The sequence below is a fragment of the Pseudomonas sp. TUM25319 genome, assembly GCF_056388475.1.
This window is the reverse complement of sequence record NZ_CM150751.1, coordinates 102,376-116,990: the sequence shown is the minus strand read 5'-3', so window position 1 is coordinate 116,990 and position 14,615 is coordinate 102,376. Positions and strand designations below refer to the sequence as shown.

Here is a 14,615-nt window from a genome sequence, read left to right as displayed (position 1 = left end):
GCCAGTGTGGAAAGGATCAAGGGCTATCACGCCCATGTGTATTACGACGAAAGCAGCTTCGAGCAGGCGCGGGAATTGTGCGAAGAGATGGCCAAGCTGTTTCCGGTGACCATGGGGCGCATGCATCGCAAGCCGGTGGGGCCGCATCCGGACTGGAGCTGCCAGTTGGCCTTCGGGCCGGAGGTGGTGGGCGTGGTGCTGCCGTGGCTGGCGCTGTATCGGAAGGGGTTGGTGGTGTTCCTGCATCCGCTGACCGGGGATGAACTGGCGGACCACCGGGATCATGCGATCTGGATGGGAGAAATCAGGCCGCTGGATCTGTCGATTTTCGAGTGAAACCGGGCTTTTGATGTTGTTGCTGATGGCTCCATCGCTGGCAAGGCCAGCTCCCACAAGGTGTGGCGGTGCACACAAACCCTGTGGGAGCTGGCCTTGCCAGCGATGGGGCCATCAATGGCACTGAAAGCTTCAGGCCTTGCGCGCAGCCCGCACGCCTTCGGCCAGCGCCGAGCACAGCTCCAGCACGTTACCCACAGCCTGCTCGGGGCTCGCTGCGGTGGCGATTTTATCCACAAGCGCCGAGCCCACCACCACGCCATCGGCCAGGCGAGCAATCGCCGCGGCCTGCTCTGGCGTGCGGATACCGAAGCCGACGCTGATCGGCAGGTCGGTATGGCGGCGCAGGCGGGCGATGGCTTCAGTCACGTGCTCGGTGGTCGCCGAGCCGGCACCGGTCACACCGGCCACCGAAACGTAGTAGACGAAGCCCGAACTGCGCTCCAGCACACGCGGCAGGCGTGCATCGTCGGTGGTCGGAGTAGTCAGGCGGATGAAGTCGATGCCCGCAGCCTGGGCCGGGGTCGCGAGTTCCGCGTCGTGCTCCGGTGGCAGGTCAACGATGATCAGGCCATCGACGCCCGCTTCGTTGGCCTGGGCCACGAAGTTTTCCACGCCGAAGCGGTGGATCGGGTTGTAGTAGCCCATCAGCACGATCGGGGTGGTCTGGTCGTCGACGCGGAATTCACGAACCATCTGCAGCGTCTTGGCCAGGGTCTGGCCGGCATCCAGGGCGCGCAGGGTCGCGAGCTGGATCGCCACGCCGTCGGCCATCGGGTCGGTGAACGGCATGCCCAGTTCGATCACGTCCGCGCCCGCCGCCGGCAGGCCCTTGAGGATCGCCAGGGAGGCATCGTAGCCTGGGTCGCCGGCGGTGATGAAGGTCACCAGGGCGGCACGGCCTTCCTGCTTCAGCTCGGAAAAACGGTGTTCAAGACGGCTCATGCCTGCTTCTCCTGCGCGGCCATATGGCTCATTACGGTTTGCATGTCTTTGTCGCCACGGCCGGACAGGCACACCACCATCAGGTGGTCCTTGGGCAGGGTCGGCGCGCGCTTGATGGCTTCGGCCAGGGCGTGGGAGGTTTCCAGCGCCGGGATGATGCCTTCAAGACGGCAGGTGGTGTGGAACGCGGCCAGGGCCTCGTCGTCGGTGATGCTGACGTACTCGACGCGCTTGATTTCGTGCAACCAGGCGTGTTCAGGGCCGATGCCGGGGTAGTCCAGGCCGGCGGAGATAGAGTGGGCGTCGGTGATCTGGCCGTCTTCGTCCTGCAGCAGGTAGGTGCGGTTGCCGTGCAGCACGCCCGGGACACCGCCGTTGAGGCTGGCGGCATGCTTGTCGGTATCTACGCCATGGCCACCGGCCTCGACGCCGATGATCTGCACGCTGCTGTCATCGAGGAAGTCGTGGAACAGGCCCATGGCGTTGGAGCCACCGCCGACGCAGGCGATCAGGCTGTCGGGCAGGCGACCTTCCTTCTCTTGCAGCTGGGCGCGGGTTTCCTTGCCGATGATCGACTGGAAGTCGCGGACCATCGCCGGGTACGGGTGAGGACCTGCCACGGTGCCGATCAGGTAGAAGGTGTCGTCGACGTTGGTGACCCAGTCGCGCAGCGCTTCGTTCATGGCGTCTTTCAGGGTGCCGGTGCCGGCGGTGACCGGCACGATCTCGGCGCCCAGCAGCTTCATGCGGAACACGTTGGCTTGCTGGCGCTCGATGTCGGTGGCGCCCATGTAGATCACGCAAGGCAGACCGAAGCGGGCGGCGACGGTGGCGGTGGCCACGCCGTGCATGCCGGCGCCGGTCTCGGCGATCAGGCGTTTCTTGCCCATGCGCTTGGCCAGCAGCACCTGGCCGATGCAGTTGTTCACCTTGTGCGCGCCGGTGTGGTTGAGCTCTTCACGCTTGAAGAAGATCTTCGCGCCGCCGCAGTGCTCGGTCAGGCGCTCGGCGAAGTACAGCGGGTTCGGGCGGCCGATGTAGTCGCGCTGGAAGTAGGCGAGCTGCTCTAGGAATTCCGGGTCGGCCTTGGCCGCCTCGTATTCGCGGGCCAGGTCGAGCACCAGCGGCATCAGGGTTTCGGCGACGTAGCGGCCGCCAAAGGCGCCAAACAGGCCGTTGGCGTCGGGGCCGCTGCGAAGGTTGCTCTGGGTCATGGGGTCGCTCCAGGAAAAAGGATTGGGCTGACAATGGTCCTACTCTAACCACGACAGGCTTTACTGAAAACCGATAAGATCGCCGCAACCTGTCAGGAAAACTCACACGTCATGTCCAGGGAACTGCCACCGCTCAATGCCCTTCGCGCCTTCGAGGTGACCGCCCGCCTGGGCAGTGTCAGCCAGGCTGCCGACCAACTGCACGTGACACACGGCGCGGTCAGCCGGCAGTTGAAGGCGCTGGAAAGCCACCTGGGCGTGAGCCTGTTCGTCAAGGACGGGCGTGGCATCAAACTCACAGATGCCGGGGTGCGCTTGCGGGATGTCAGTGGCGAAGCATTCGAGCGCCTGCGTGCGGTGTGCGCCGAGTTGAGCCAGAGCAGCGCCGATGCGCCGTTCGTGCTTGGCTGTTCGGGCAGCCTGCTGGCGCGCTGGTTCATTCCCCGGCTGGGGCGCTTGAAGGCCGAGCTGCCGGAGCTGCGCCTGCACCTTTCAGCCGGTGAAGGCGACCTGGATCCGCGGCGCCCCGGCCTCGATGCCCTGCTGGTGTTCGCCGAGCCACCATGGCCTGCGGACATGCAGGTTCATGTGTTGGCCCGGGAATGCGTGGGGCCGGTACTGAGTCCGCACTTTGCCGGTTTCGAGCGCTTGCGCCAGGCGCCGGCCAGCGCGGTGCTCGACGAAGCGGTACTGCTGACCCATTCACGACCGCAGGCCTGGCCTGACTGGGCGCGGCAGCAGGGCATCGACCCGCGGGCACTGCGCTACGGGCAGGATTTCGAGCACCTGTACTACTTGCTGGAGGCTGCGGTGGCGGGGCTTGGCGTGGCGATCGCCCCCAAGCCGCTGGTTGCCGACGATTTGCGTGCCGGCCGATTAGCGGCGCCCTGGGGGTTCAGCCCGACCGAGGCGTCACTGGCATTGTGGGTGCCACGACGCGCCGCAGACGGGCGCGCCGAGCAATTGGCGCGATGGTTGCGCGCCGAGCTGGCGCGCCAGGATTAATCCCGTTTGCTGCACATCAGGTAGGCGGCCAGCAGGCCGAGCGCACCGACGGCCACGCCTGCGGTGGTCCAGGGATGTTGCTGGGCGTAATCGCGGGTGGCCAGACCGGTTTCGCGGGTCTTGGTCTTCACCTCTTCGTACGCATCGCTGAGCAGGCTGCGGGATTGGCGCAGGGCACTTTCGGCGTTGCTTTTCAGCGCCTTGAGGGTTTTGCGCGACTCGTCCGAGGCGTCGTCTTTCAGGCTTTCCAGAGATTTGAGCAGGCTTTCGATTTCCGCTTCCATGTTCTGCAACGCGGCTTTGCGGAGCGAGCTGTTAGCCATGGGGTGTCTCCTTCAGGGGTGAGTGAGGTGTGTAGGTTCCGACTCCGGCGTGTCTGGAAAGTGCGATCGAACGTTTGGACACACCGGCCCTCAGAGGTAAAACAGCCCGGCGCTGCTAGGCTCAACCGGCACACCCTCAAGGAGAACAGCGATGTCCGATCATCACACGTACAAGAAGATCGAGCTTGTCGGCTCGTCCCCCACCAGCATCGAAGACGCGATCAATAACGCCTTGGCCGAGGCCGGCAAGAGCATCAAGCATCTGGAATGGTTTGAAGTGGTGGACACCCGCGGGCATATCCGCGACAACAAGGCGGCACATTTCCAGGTGACCCTGAAAGTCGGGTTCCGCATCGCCAACAGCTGAATTCCAAGCAGCACGCCTCAAGCCATAAGCTTCAAGAAAAAGCAGCCATCACACGGGCTGCCTTTTTCTTGCAGCTTATGGCTTGTAGCTTGTAACTGACTTTGATCCACCAAGGAGAGCGATCAATGAAGCAAGTGATTCTGGCAGTAGCACTGATGGGCCTGGCCGGCACCGCAATGGCAGCCGGCAAGCCCTGTGAGGAATTGAAGAGCGAGATCGCGGCGAAGCTGGATGCCAAGGGCGTTACGCACTATTCGCTGGAGATCATCGACAAGGGCACTGCCGCGGGTCGGAATGTGGTCGGGACTTGCGAGGGCGGAACCAAGGAGATCGTCTACAAGCGTGGGTGATCTTTCGGGCCTCATCGCTGGCAAGCGGCGCTCCGCTTGCCAGCGATAGCGGTCTATTGCTCTAGCACGGTTTGCGCCAGCAACTCATACGACCGCACCCGGTCGGCATGCTCGTACAGGTCACAGGTGAAGATCAGCTCGTCGGCCTGAGTCTGCTCCAGCAACACCTCCAGCTTCGCTTTCACTTTCTGCGGGCTGCCAATCATCGCCAGGCCCAGGAAGTCGCCCACCGCCTCGCGTTCATGGGGCAGCCACAGGCCGCTCATGCTCTCCACCGGCGGTTTCTGCATCAGGCTCTGGCCACGCATCAGCGCGAGGATGCGCTGGTACACCGAAGTGGCCAGGTACTCGGCCTGTTCGTCGGTATCGGCCACGACCATCGGCACACCCAGCATCACGTACGGCTTGTCGAGCACCGCCGAGGGCTGGAAGTGGTTGCGGTAGACGCGGATCGCCTCGTGCATGTAGCGCGGTGCGAAGTGCGAGGCGAAGGCATAGGGCAAGCCGCGCTGGCCGGCGAGCTGGGCACTGAACAGGCTGGAGCCGAGCAGCCAGATCGGCACTTCGGTGCCATGGCCCGGTACGGCGATCACTTTTTGATCAGGTGTCCGTGGGCCCAGGTAGCGCACCAGTTCGGCGACGTCCTCGGGGAAGTCGTCGGCGCTGCCGGAACGCTCGCGGCGCAGGGCGCGGGCGGTCATCTGGTCGGAACCGGGGGCGCGGCCCAGGCCCAGGTCGATCCGGCCGGGATAGAGGCTGGCGAGGGTACCGAACTGTTCGGCGATCACCAGCGGCGCGTGGTTGGGCAGCATCACGCCGCCTGAGCCGACGCGGATGCTCGAGGTGCCGCCAGCAAGATAGGCCAGCAACACCGACGTCGCGGAACTGGCGATGCCGTCCATGTTGTGGTGCTCGGCCACCCAGAAGCGGTGATAACCGAAGCGCTCGACGTTCTGCGCCAGGTCCAGGGAGTTGCGCAGTGATTGTGCCGGGCCGCTGTCCTGGCGCACGGGCACCAGGTCGAGGGTGGAAATCTTGATATCCGCGAGTCGCGTCATGGGGTCTCCTGAGCAAGCGTGAGCCGCCGGGAAACGGCAGCCTTTGTTGCTCTGTTGGGGCGCTTGCCCCGGGAATCAATACCGGATGTGGCAAACGGTCTGAACTTGGCTGCAGGTGGGGCCTCTGAATTCAGTGACGGCGCAGCTCGCGCCGACCGACCACGGAGGCTCCATGAAAAAGACAGCATCGGCCGTTTGGCAAGGTGGCCTGAAGGATGGCAAAGGCCAGATCTCCACGGAAAGCGGCGCGCTCAAGGAGGCGCCCTATGGCTTCAATACCCGCTTCGAAGGTACGCCGGGCACCAACCCGGAAGAGCTGATCGGCGCTGCCCACGCCGGGTGTTTCTCCATGGCGTTGTCGATGATCCTCGGTGAAGCCGGGCTTACTCCCGAGCGCATCGACACCACCGCCGAAGTCACTCTCGACAAGCAGCCCGATGGCTTTGCCATCACCGCGGTGCACCTGATCCTCAAGGCCAAGGTGCCCGGCGCGAGCCAGCAGCAGTTCCTGGAGCTGGCGAGCAAGGCCAAGGCCGGTTGCCCGGTGTCGAAGGTGCTGAACGCGAACATCAGCCTGGACGCCACGCTGGTGCAGTGAGCGGCGGGTAGCAGAACCATGGCATGCTCCTTCCTGTCCAACGGATGTTGGCGCACAGGTCTTTTTGCCACGAGGAACTGCTCATGATCCGTATCGCAATCGCCACGCTGGCTTCGCTACTGGCCTTCAATGCCTCTGCCGCGATCAAGTCGTGCGAGGAATTGAAGGCCGAGATCGAAGCCAAGATCCAGGCCCGTGGGGTGACGTCCTACACCCTGGAAATCGTGCCCAACAGCGATGCCCACGACCAGAACATGGTCGTGGGCAGTTGCGAGGGCGGCACCAAGAAGATCATTTACCAGCGCAACGACAAATGATCCGTCAGGGAATGCAGTGGATCAGCCGCTCCTGCGCCACTTCCTTGCGCTCGGCGTCGTACAGCACGGCGCTGGGTTGCATGGCCATGGCGCGGGCTTCCAGCCGATAGCGCTGGCCTGCTTCGAAACCATCGTATTCGAGGGTCAGGTAGCAGGTGCGCTCGGTCGGGTCGGTGGTGAAGATGCCGGTCACGAGTTCGTAGTCAAAACGCACGACCAGTTCGTGCTTGCCAGGGGGCATCTGGAAGTAGCGGCCATCGTTGAGGCGTTTGCCGTCCAGCCTGTCGGCCATGATGACTCTGCCCGGCGTGGTGGTGTAGAGATCGACCCAGGCCTGCTTGTGATCCACCGGGGGCATGGGCGTGGTACAGGCGCCCAGGGTACTGAAAGCGAGGAACATCGCTGGCTGGCGCATGTTCGGCTCTCCAGAAAGGTAACAGAACGTAAGCATAGCGCCATCAGCGGGCTTCAGCTGCGCTGACAGCCCGCCGGTATGCCGTTTCCGACTACTTTCTGCTGTTCGTCATAGAGTTTTGCCCAGGGGCGCAAGCCAATGCTGCCGGCTTGCACACGGTATTTCTGACCGGCGCTGAAGTCCTTGAACTTGAGGTTGAGCTGGCAATCGCGCCACAGCGGTTCGGCGCCGGGGCCGATATTGGTCGGGTCTACCGCGAACAGATAGCGCACGGTGAGCTGGTGGTTACCGGGGCTGACCTGGAAATAGCGGGTGTCGTCCCAGGCCCGATCGTCCACTTCGAGGGCGTGCAGGGACTGGTCCTGAGCGGGCGCGAGATCCACCCAGGCCTGATTGGGATCAGGGTCGGGCAGACTGGCGCAACCGGTGAGCGCCAGAAGGGCGCTGGCAGCGAGCATCGTTCGCATGGCAAAACTCCGGGCGGGCAGGATAGTCTTGATGGCAATGGACTTGAGCGGGACCACCCCACGCATGATTCGAATTCTTCTTCTGCTGCGCTCAAGCTCCGGGCAACTCGACCGCGTTTTGCGCCGCTTGGTTCCCTTGTTGGCGTTTGGCCTGCTGAACGGTTGCGCCAGCGTCGGCTATTACGGGCAACTGGCCAGCGGCCAACTGCAGTTGCTGCAGGCCCGCGAGCCGGTGGCGCAGGTGATCGCCAACCCGGCCACCGACCCGAAGCTGCGCCAGCAGCTTGAACAGTCCCAGCGCGCCCGCACCTTCGCCGTCGAACGGCTGAAACTGCCGGACAATCGCAGCTACCGCGTGTACGCCGATATTGGCCGGCCCTATGTGGTGTGGAATGTGTTCGCCACCCCGGAGTTTTCCCTTGCGCCGCAAACCCATTGCTTCCCCATCGCCGGGTGCGTGGCCTATCGCGGTTATTACAGCCAGGGCGCTGCGCGCGGGGCCGCGGCGATCCAGAAGCTGGAGGGCATGGACGTCTACATCGGCGGCGTCGAGGCCTACTCGACGCTGGGCTGGTTCGACGATCCGATCCTCAATTCGATGATGAACTGGGGCGATGAGCGCCTGGCGACGGTGATCTTTCACGAACTGGCGCACCAGCGTTTCTATGTGAAGGACGACACCGCCTTCAACGAATCCTTCGCCACCTTCGTCGAGCAGGAAGGCACCCGGCAATGGCGCGCGGCTCGCGGCCTGGCGGCGGCTTCGCAGGAAACGGGCAAGCAGCGCGACCAGTTCGTGGCCCTGGTGCTGGCCTGCCGTGAACGGCTCAAGGTGCTGTACGCGAAACCACTGGCACCGCAGGCGATGCGAGCGGCCAAGCAGGCGGAGTTCGAGCGCTTGCGGCGCGAGTATCGGCAACTGCGGGACAGCGAATGGGGCGGGGTCGGCCGCTTCGATGCCTGGATCAATGCGCCGATGAACAACGCCAAGCTCCTGCCTTTCGGGCTGTACGACCAGTGGGTGCCGGCGTTTGCGGCGGTGTTTGCCGAGGTGGGTGGCGATTGGCAGCGGTTCTATCAGCGGGTGGAAGAGATTGGGCGGTTGCCGGCCGATGCGCGGCAGTTGGCTCTGCGAAAACTGGCCAAGCCCTGATGGCCTCATCGCTGCGTGGGTAGCTACTGCAATCTTCGTAGGAGCGGCTTCAGCCGCGATCGGCGGCGTAGCCGTCGTAGAACCTGAATCCGCGGTTTTTCTGGAGTATCGGGGATACAGATTTCATGGCCGCTGCGCGGCCAATCGCGGCTGAAGCCGCTCCTACCAGGGGCCCCCCTAATTCAGGGCCTCATGAAGGCCTCATGCATCTCCCGCACCGTCGTGAAGTGGTACTCCGGCGCCTGCGCCGTCAGTTCTTCATGGCTGCCAAACCCATACCCCACCGCCACCGCTTCCAGACCATTGCTCCGCGCCCCGATCAGGTCGTGCTTGCGGTCGCCGATCATCAGGGTCTGGGCCGGATCCAGCTGTTCTTCGGCCAGCAGGTGGGCGATCAGCTCGACCTTGTTGGTCCGCGTACCGTCCAGCTCGCTGCCGTAGATCACCTTGAAATGCTTGTCGAAGGCAAAGTGCCGGGCGATCTCGCGGGCAAATACCCACGGCTTGGACGTGGCGACGTAGAGCGTCCGGCCCTGCCCCTGCAACTCGCCGAGCAGGTCGACGACACCGTCGAACACGCGGTTCTCATACAGCCCGGTGACCTTGAAGCGCTCACGGTAGAAGTTCACCGCTTCCCAGGCCTTCGCCTCGTCGAAGGCGTAGAACTGCATGAACGCCTGCAGCAGCGGCGGGCCGATGAAGTGTTCCAGGCGGGTCAGGTCGGGCTCGTCGATGCCGAGTTTGGCCAGGGCGTACTGGATGGAGCGGGTGATGCCTTCGCGCGGGTCGGTCAGGGTGCCGTCGAGGTCGAAGAGGATGTTCTGCTGGTGCATGGTGGTCTCGGAAAAAGGGCTGTGGATAAGTTCACTCGGGCTGGTCGTAACCTTCGGCCAGGTGCTGATCCTTGAGCCGGACATAGTTGGCGGCGCTGTAGGGGAAGAATGCACGCTCCTTGTCGGTCAGGGGGCGGGCCTGTTTCACCGGGCTGCCGACGTAGAGAAACCCGCTTTCCAGACGCTTGCCCGGCGGTACCAGGCTGCCGGCACCGATGATCACCTCGTCTTCGACGATAGCGCCGTCCATGATGGTGCTGCCCATGCCCACCAGGATCCGGTTGCCGAGGGTGCAGCCGTGAAGCATGACCTTGTGGCCGATGGTCACGTCGTCGCCGATCAGCAGCGGGAAGCCGTCCGGGTTGAAGGGGCCGGCGTGGGTGATGTGCAGCACGCTGGCATCCTGCACGCTGGTGCGGGCGCCGATGCGGATACGGTGCATGTCGCCGCGGATCACCGTCAGCGGCCAGACCGAGCTGTCGTCGCCGATCTCGACGTCACCGATGACCACCGCGCTGCGGTCGACGAAGGCGCGTTCGCCCAGGCGGGGCGTTTGCTGCTGGTAAGTGCGGATGGCCATGGATAGGGATCCTCTCTTGGGCTAATTAGCTGCGGTCGGCGCCGATTGTAATTAAGATGGGCCGGTGTTTCTTCTGCCAAGGTGTCCAACCGTGAGTGCGAACAACCCGCTTCTGCAGTCCTACGACCTGCCGCCCTTCTCGGCGATCCGCGCCGAGCATGTGCTGCCGGCGATTGAACAGATCCTGGCCGACAACCGCAAAGCCATTGCTGCCATCCTCAAGGACCAGGGCCAGAACCCGAGCTGGGCCGGCCTGGTATTGGCCATGGACGAACTCAACGACCGCCTGGGCGCGGCGTGGAGCCCGGTCAGCCACCTCAATGCCGTGTGCAACAGCGCCGAACTGCGCGAAGCCTATGAAGCCTGCCTGCCCGCCCTGAGCGCCTACGCCACCGAGCTGGGCCAGAACCGCGAGCTGTTCCAGGCGTACGAGGCGCTGGCCGCCAGCCCCGAAGCCGCCGGCTTCGACGTGGCGCAAAAGACCATCATCGAGCATGCCCTGCGCGACTTCCGCCTGTCGGGCATCGACTTGCCGCCCGAGCAGCAGAAGCGCTATGCCGAGGTGCAGAGCAAGCTGTCCGAGCTGGGCAGCGGCTTCTCCAACCAGTTGCTCGACGCCACCCAGGCCTGGACCAAGCACGTCACCGACGAAGCGGCCCTCGCCGGCCTGACCGACTCGGCCAAGGCGCAGATGGCCGCTGCCGCCCAGGCCAAGGGCCTCGACGGCTGGCTGATCAGCCTGGAATTCCCCAGCTACTACGCGGTGATGACCTACGCCACCGACCGCGCCCTGCGTGAAGAAATCTACGCGGCCTACTGCACCCGTGCCTCCGATCAGGGCCCGAATGCCGGCCAGTTCGACAACGGCCCGGTGATGCGCGAGATCCTCGACCTGCGTCAGGAACTGGCCGGGCTGCTGGGCTTCGCCAACTTCGCCGAGCTGAGCCTGGCGACCAAGATGGCTGAGTCCAGCGACCAGGTGCTGAGCTTCCTGCGTGACCTGGCCAAGCGCAGCAAACCCTTCGCCGCCCAGGACCTGCAGCAGCTCAAGGCCTACGCCGCCGAGCAGGGCTGCCCGGACCTGAGCAGCTGGGACAGCGGCTACTACGGCGAGAAGCTGCGTGAGCAGCGCTACAGCGTGTCCCAGGAAACCCTGCGCGCCTACTTCCCGATCGACAAGGTGCTGTCGGGCCTGTTCGCCATCGTCCAGCGCCTGTACGGCATCGAGATCGCCGAGCAGAAGGGCTTCGATACCTGGCACCCGGACGTTCGCCTGTTCGAGATCAAGGAAAACGGCCAGCACGTGGGCCGCTTCTTCTTCGACCTTTATGCCCGCGCCAACAAGCGCGGCGGTGCCTGGATGGATGGCGCCCGCGACCGTCGTCGCACCGCCGACGGCGAGCTGCAGAGCCCTGTCGCCAACCTGGTGTGCAACTTCACCCCGGCCGCGCCCGGCAAGCCGGCGCTGCTGACCCACGATGAAGTCACCACCCTGTTCCACGAATTCGGTCACGGTTTGCACCACCTGCTGACCCGCATCGAGCATGCCGGCGTGTCCGGTATCAACGGCGTGGCGTGGGATGCGGTCGAGCTGCCGAGCCAGTTCATGGAGAACTGGTGCTGGGAGCCGGAAGGCCTGGCGCTGATCTCCGGTCACTACGAGAGCGGCGAGCCGCTGCCGAAGGACCTGCTGGACAAGATGCTGGCCGCCAAGAACTTCCAGTCGGGCCTGATGATGGTTCGCCAGTTGGAGTTCTCGCTGTTCGACTTCGAGCTGCATGCCCGCCACGGCGACGGTCGCAGCGTGCTGGAGGTGCTCGAAGGCGTGCGCGACGAGGTGTCGGTCATGCGTCCGCCGGCGTACAACCGCTTCCCCAACAGCTTCGCGCACATCTTCGCCGGTGGTTACGCGGCGGGTTACTACAGCTACAAGTGGGCTGAAGTGCTGTCGGCCGACGCCTTCTCGCGGTTTGAGGAAGAAGGTGTGCTCAACGCCGAGACCGGCCGCGCCTTCCGCGAGGCGATCCTGGCCCGTGGCGGTTCCCAGGCGCCGATGCTGCTGTTCGTCGATTTCCGTGGCCGCGAGCCGTCCATCGATGCGCTGCTGCGCCACAGCGGCCTGAGCGAGGACCTGGCAGCATGAGCACGACCAAGAAGCGCTTCATCGCCGGGGCCGTCTGCCCGGCGTGCAGCGAGCCGGACAAACTGATGATGTGGAGCGTCGATGGCACGCCGCATCGCGAGTGCGTCAACTGCGGTTTCTCCGACACCCTCAACGAGCAAGGGCTGTCAGTGCCGAAGGAATTGGGTACGCGGGTCAACCAGGCTGAGCCGAAAGCGGCGAAACCTGCGGTGCAGACGGTGCAGTTCTTCCCCAATCCGAAGCTGAAGAAACCGACGGAGTAAGCCGGCCCGCCAAGCGGCACTGGCAAATGCGCGTGCACCTCGATACTGTATGAATAAACAGTATCGAGGTGAACGCCATGGCCGCTCCAACGCCGGTGCGCGGTCGCGGGACCGCGCACAACCCGCACAACCGTTTCGCCCCGAACCGCTCGGTGGCCGAGGACGATGGCTGGTATCAGGAAGTGCCGATGACCCAAGGCACCGAGGTCCGTATCGAGACCGCCAAGACCATCATCACCCGCAACAACTCCCCCGACCTGCCCTTCGACCGCTCCATCAATCCCTATCGCGGTTGCGAGCACGGCTGCATCTACTGCTATGCGCGGCCCAGCCATGCCTACTGGGATATGTCTCCCGGTCTGGATTTCGAAACCCGGCTGATCGCCAAGACCAATGCGGCGGCGGTGCTGGAGCAGCAACTGTCCAGACCCGGTTATGTCTGCGCGCCGATCAACCTCGGCTCCAACACCGACCCTTACCAGCCGATCGAGCGCGAGCACCAGCTCACCCGGCGCCTGCTGGAAGTGCTGCTGCGCTATCGGCATCCGGTGACCATTGTCACCAAGGGCTCGCTGATCCTGCGTGATCTCGACCTGCTCAGCGAGCTGGCAAAGCAGCGCCTGGTGTCGGTGATGATCAGCCTCACCACCCTCGACGACGAACTCAAGCGCACCCTTGAGCCCCGCGCCGCCGCGCCCAAGGCGCGCCTGCGGGCGATCCGGGTGATGCGCGAAGCGGGAATTCCCGTGGGCGTGCTGTGCTCGCCGATGATCCCGATGATCAACGACATCGAGCTTGAGCGGTTGCTGGAAGCGGCCGGTGAGGCCGGTGCCCTGAGCGCGGCCTACATGCTGCTGCGCCTGCCGCTGGAGGTGGCGCCGCTGTTCGAGCAATGGCTGCACGACCATTACCCGCAGCGCGCTGCCCATGTGCTCAGCCTGGTTCGCCAGAGTCGCGGCGGCGAGCTGTACGACAGCCGTTTCGGCGCGCGGATGCGTGGCGAGGGCGTGTTCGCCGATCTGCTGGCGCAGCGTTTCGACAAGGCGATACGGCGTTACGGGCTCAATCGTCGCGGGGGCTATTCGCTGGACTGCACGGCCTTCTGTCCGCCGGGCGGTCAGATGTCTTTGTTGTAAAAACAATAATGGCCATTGGCAATCGATGTTTTTTTGATACTATCGAAGGCCCGCCAATATCATCTGGAACCCTTGTTCTAGAGCCTTCCGAATTCAGTTTCAGTTAAGTTTCGACACGTAGCGTAGGAATTCACGCAGCCAAATATGTGATTTGTTGACTACATCTGTAATCCAAGTGACGTATGCCTGCGTGAACCCCAACCCGGTAAACTGGACTTACCTTCGAACCTGTCAAAGAGGATCAATCAATGTCGAACAAGGAACCCTCTCCGACCGGCCCGGCTGCTTCTGAAGCCGAGACTGCCGATGGCGCCCTGAAACATATCGTCGATGGCTTCCTGCGTTTCCATCACGAGGTTTTCCCTGAACAGGAAGAGCTGTTCAAGAAGCTCGCCACGGCCCAGAAGCCGCGAGCGATGTTCATTACCTGCGCCGACTCGCGGATCGTTCCCGAACTGATTACCCAGAGCTCGCCCGGCGACCTGTTCGTTACCCGTAACGTCGGTAACGTGGTTCCGCCCTACGGCCAGATGAACGGTGGCGTGTCGACCGCCATCGAATATGCGGTGATGGCGCTGGGCGTCCACCACATCATCATCTGCGGCCACTCCGACTGTGGCGCGATGCGTGCGGTACTCAACCCGCACACCCTGGAGAAGATGCCGACCGTCAGGGCCTGGCTGCGCCACGCCGAAGTTGCCCGCACCGTTGTCGAAGACAACTGCCAGTGCGGCAGCGAGCACGAGAACATGCAGGTGTTGACCAAGGAAAACGTCATCGCCCAGCTGCACCACTTGCGTACCCATCCGTCGGTGGCCTCGCGTCTGGCGGCGGGCCAGTTGTATATCCACGGCTGGATCTACGACATCGAAACCAGCGAAATCTCCGCCTACGACGCAGCCAGCGACGCCTTCCTGCCGCTCAAGCGCGGCGAGCCGATTCCAAGCGCCACCCCCAAAGGCCGTTTCTAGGCCTTATCGCGACACGCACTCCTGCTGACTGCTCCACCACAGGCCGCCCGCGCGGCCCGTGGATGGGCGTCGGCTGCCTTTGAAAACGCTTTGATGCCTTGCCGCAGTGTCGGCGGCTTGCGGCTGCCCGGAATTCGGGCG

The 14,615-nt window shown here is 64.0% G+C and carries 19 protein-coding genes; 11 read left to right on the top strand and 8 right to left on the bottom strand.

Annotation, left to right across the window (positions count from 1 at the left end; genetic code table 11):
- Window positions 1-6 precede the first annotated feature (6 nt).
- The gene (locus AC05QJ_RS00520) at window positions 7-336 is read left to right on the top strand and encodes a DOPA 4,5-dioxygenase family protein (protein WP_476745124.1); all 330 of its coding nucleotides are present in this window, start codon (window positions 7-9) and stop codon (window positions 334-336) included.
- A gap of 132 nt (window positions 337-468) precedes the next feature.
- On the opposite strand, the gene trpA is transcribed toward AC05QJ_RS00520, so the two are convergent.
- Both trpA and trpB read right to left on the bottom strand, forming a co-directional pair.
- The gene (gene trpA / locus AC05QJ_RS00515; protein ID WP_476745123.1) at window positions 469-1,281 is read right to left on the bottom strand and encodes a tryptophan synthase subunit alpha; all 813 of its coding nucleotides are present in this window, start codon (window positions 1,279-1,281) and stop codon (window positions 469-471) included.
- Window positions 1,278-2,495 (bottom strand): tryptophan synthase subunit beta, encoded by a 1,218-nt coding sequence (trpB, locus tag AC05QJ_RS00510; RefSeq protein WP_476745122.1) that lies wholly within the window; start codon window positions 2,493-2,495, stop codon window positions 1,278-1,280. Before trpB ends, trpA begins: the two co-directional genes overlap by 4 nt.
- A gap of 111 nt (window positions 2,496-2,606) precedes the next feature.
- Between trpB and AC05QJ_RS00505 the strand changes: the two genes are divergently transcribed.
- Complete coding sequence (locus tag AC05QJ_RS00505; RefSeq protein WP_476745121.1) at window positions 2,607-3,500, top strand: LysR family transcriptional regulator; 894 nt, start codon at window positions 2,607-2,609, stop codon at window positions 3,498-3,500.
- On the opposite strand, the gene AC05QJ_RS00500 is transcribed toward AC05QJ_RS00505, so the two are convergent.
- Window positions 3,497-3,823: an ElaB/YgaM/YqjD family protein gene (locus AC05QJ_RS00500; RefSeq protein ID WP_476745120.1), complete on the bottom strand. Its 327-nt coding sequence runs from the start codon at window positions 3,821-3,823 to the stop codon at window positions 3,497-3,499. The genes AC05QJ_RS00505 and AC05QJ_RS00500 overlap by 4 nt on opposite strands.
- A gap of 151 nt (window positions 3,824-3,974) precedes the next feature.
- Between AC05QJ_RS00500 and AC05QJ_RS00495 the strand changes: the two genes are divergently transcribed.
- The gene (locus tag AC05QJ_RS00495) at window positions 3,975-4,190 is read left to right on the top strand and encodes a dodecin (protein ID WP_042121737.1); all 216 of its coding nucleotides are present in this window, start codon (window positions 3,975-3,977) and stop codon (window positions 4,188-4,190) included.
- A gap of 125 nt (window positions 4,191-4,315) precedes the next feature.
- The gene (locus AC05QJ_RS00490) at window positions 4,316-4,540 is read left to right on the top strand and encodes a DUF1161 domain-containing protein (protein ID WP_476745119.1); all 225 of its coding nucleotides are present in this window, start codon (window positions 4,316-4,318) and stop codon (window positions 4,538-4,540) included.
- Window positions 4,541-4,593: 53 nt separating this feature from the next.
- Here AC05QJ_RS00490 and AC05QJ_RS00485 read toward each other — a convergent pair whose 3' ends face one another.
- Window positions 4,594-5,598: an LLM class flavin-dependent oxidoreductase gene (locus tag AC05QJ_RS00485; protein WP_476745118.1), complete on the bottom strand. Its 1,005-nt coding sequence runs from the start codon at window positions 5,596-5,598 to the stop codon at window positions 4,594-4,596.
- A 172-nt stretch (window positions 5,599-5,770) separates the two neighbouring features.
- On the opposite strand from AC05QJ_RS00485, the gene AC05QJ_RS00480 reads away from it, so the two are divergent.
- Window positions 5,771-6,196, top strand: a complete 426-nt coding sequence (locus tag AC05QJ_RS00480; RefSeq protein WP_476745117.1) for an OsmC family protein — start codon at window positions 5,771-5,773, stop codon at window positions 6,194-6,196.
- Window positions 6,197-6,279: 83 nt separating this feature from the next.
- Entirely contained in the window at window positions 6,280-6,513 is a 234-nt protein-coding gene (locus AC05QJ_RS00475) for a DUF1161 domain-containing protein (protein ID WP_476745116.1), read from the top strand.
- Between the two features lie 4 nt (window positions 6,514-6,517).
- Here AC05QJ_RS00475 and AC05QJ_RS00470 read toward each other — a convergent pair whose 3' ends face one another.
- Together AC05QJ_RS00470 and AC05QJ_RS00465 are read right to left on the bottom strand one after the other, a co-directional pair.
- Window positions 6,518-6,928 carry a PA0061/PA0062 family lipoprotein gene (locus AC05QJ_RS00470; protein ID WP_476745115.1) on the bottom strand — a complete coding sequence of 137 codons (411 nt, stop codon included), beginning with the start codon at window positions 6,926-6,928 and terminating at the stop codon, window positions 6,518-6,520.
- A gap of 53 nt (window positions 6,929-6,981) precedes the next feature.
- A complete protein-coding gene (locus AC05QJ_RS00465; RefSeq protein WP_476745114.1) occupies window positions 6,982-7,395 on the bottom strand; it encodes a PA0061/PA0062 family lipoprotein in 414 nt (137 codons plus the stop codon).
- An 82-nt stretch (window positions 7,396-7,477) separates the two neighbouring features.
- Between AC05QJ_RS00465 and AC05QJ_RS00460 the strand changes: the two genes are divergently transcribed.
- The gene (locus AC05QJ_RS00460) at window positions 7,478-8,548 is read left to right on the top strand and encodes an aminopeptidase (RefSeq protein WP_476747842.1); all 1,071 of its coding nucleotides are present in this window, start codon (window positions 7,478-7,480) and stop codon (window positions 8,546-8,548) included.
- A gap of 182 nt (window positions 8,549-8,730) precedes the next feature.
- Here the strand turns inward: AC05QJ_RS00460 and AC05QJ_RS00455 are convergent, their stop codons facing one another.
- Window positions 8,731-9,381, bottom strand: a complete 651-nt coding sequence (locus AC05QJ_RS00455) for an HAD family hydrolase (RefSeq protein WP_476745113.1) — start codon at window positions 9,379-9,381, stop codon at window positions 8,731-8,733.
- 31 nt (window positions 9,382-9,412) lie between these two features.
- A complete protein-coding gene (locus AC05QJ_RS00450) occupies window positions 9,413-9,961 on the bottom strand; it encodes a gamma carbonic anhydrase family protein (RefSeq protein WP_476745112.1) in 549 nt (182 codons plus the stop codon).
- A gap of 91 nt (window positions 9,962-10,052) precedes the next feature.
- Here AC05QJ_RS00450 and prlC point away from each other — a divergent pair, with 91 nt between their 5' ends.
- From prlC to AC05QJ_RS00430, 4 genes are all read left to right on the top strand, one after another.
- Entirely contained in the window at window positions 10,053-12,104 is a 2,052-nt protein-coding gene (prlC, locus tag AC05QJ_RS00445) for an oligopeptidase A (RefSeq protein ID WP_476745111.1), read from the top strand.
- Window positions 12,101-12,367 carry a YheV family putative zinc ribbon protein gene (locus tag AC05QJ_RS00440; RefSeq protein ID WP_476745110.1) on the top strand — a complete coding sequence of 89 codons (267 nt, stop codon included), beginning with the start codon at window positions 12,101-12,103 and terminating at the stop codon, window positions 12,365-12,367. The genes prlC and AC05QJ_RS00440 overlap by 4 nt, the downstream gene beginning before the upstream one ends.
- Before the next feature lie 77 nt (window positions 12,368-12,444).
- A complete protein-coding gene (locus tag AC05QJ_RS00435) occupies window positions 12,445-13,503 on the top strand; it encodes a PA0069 family radical SAM protein (RefSeq protein ID WP_476745109.1) in 1,059 nt (352 codons plus the stop codon).
- Between the two features lie 248 nt (window positions 13,504-13,751).
- Complete coding sequence (locus AC05QJ_RS00430) at window positions 13,752-14,474, top strand: carbonic anhydrase (protein WP_476745108.1); 723 nt, start codon at window positions 13,752-13,754, stop codon at window positions 14,472-14,474.
- Window positions 14,475-14,615: the final 141 nt, after the last annotated feature.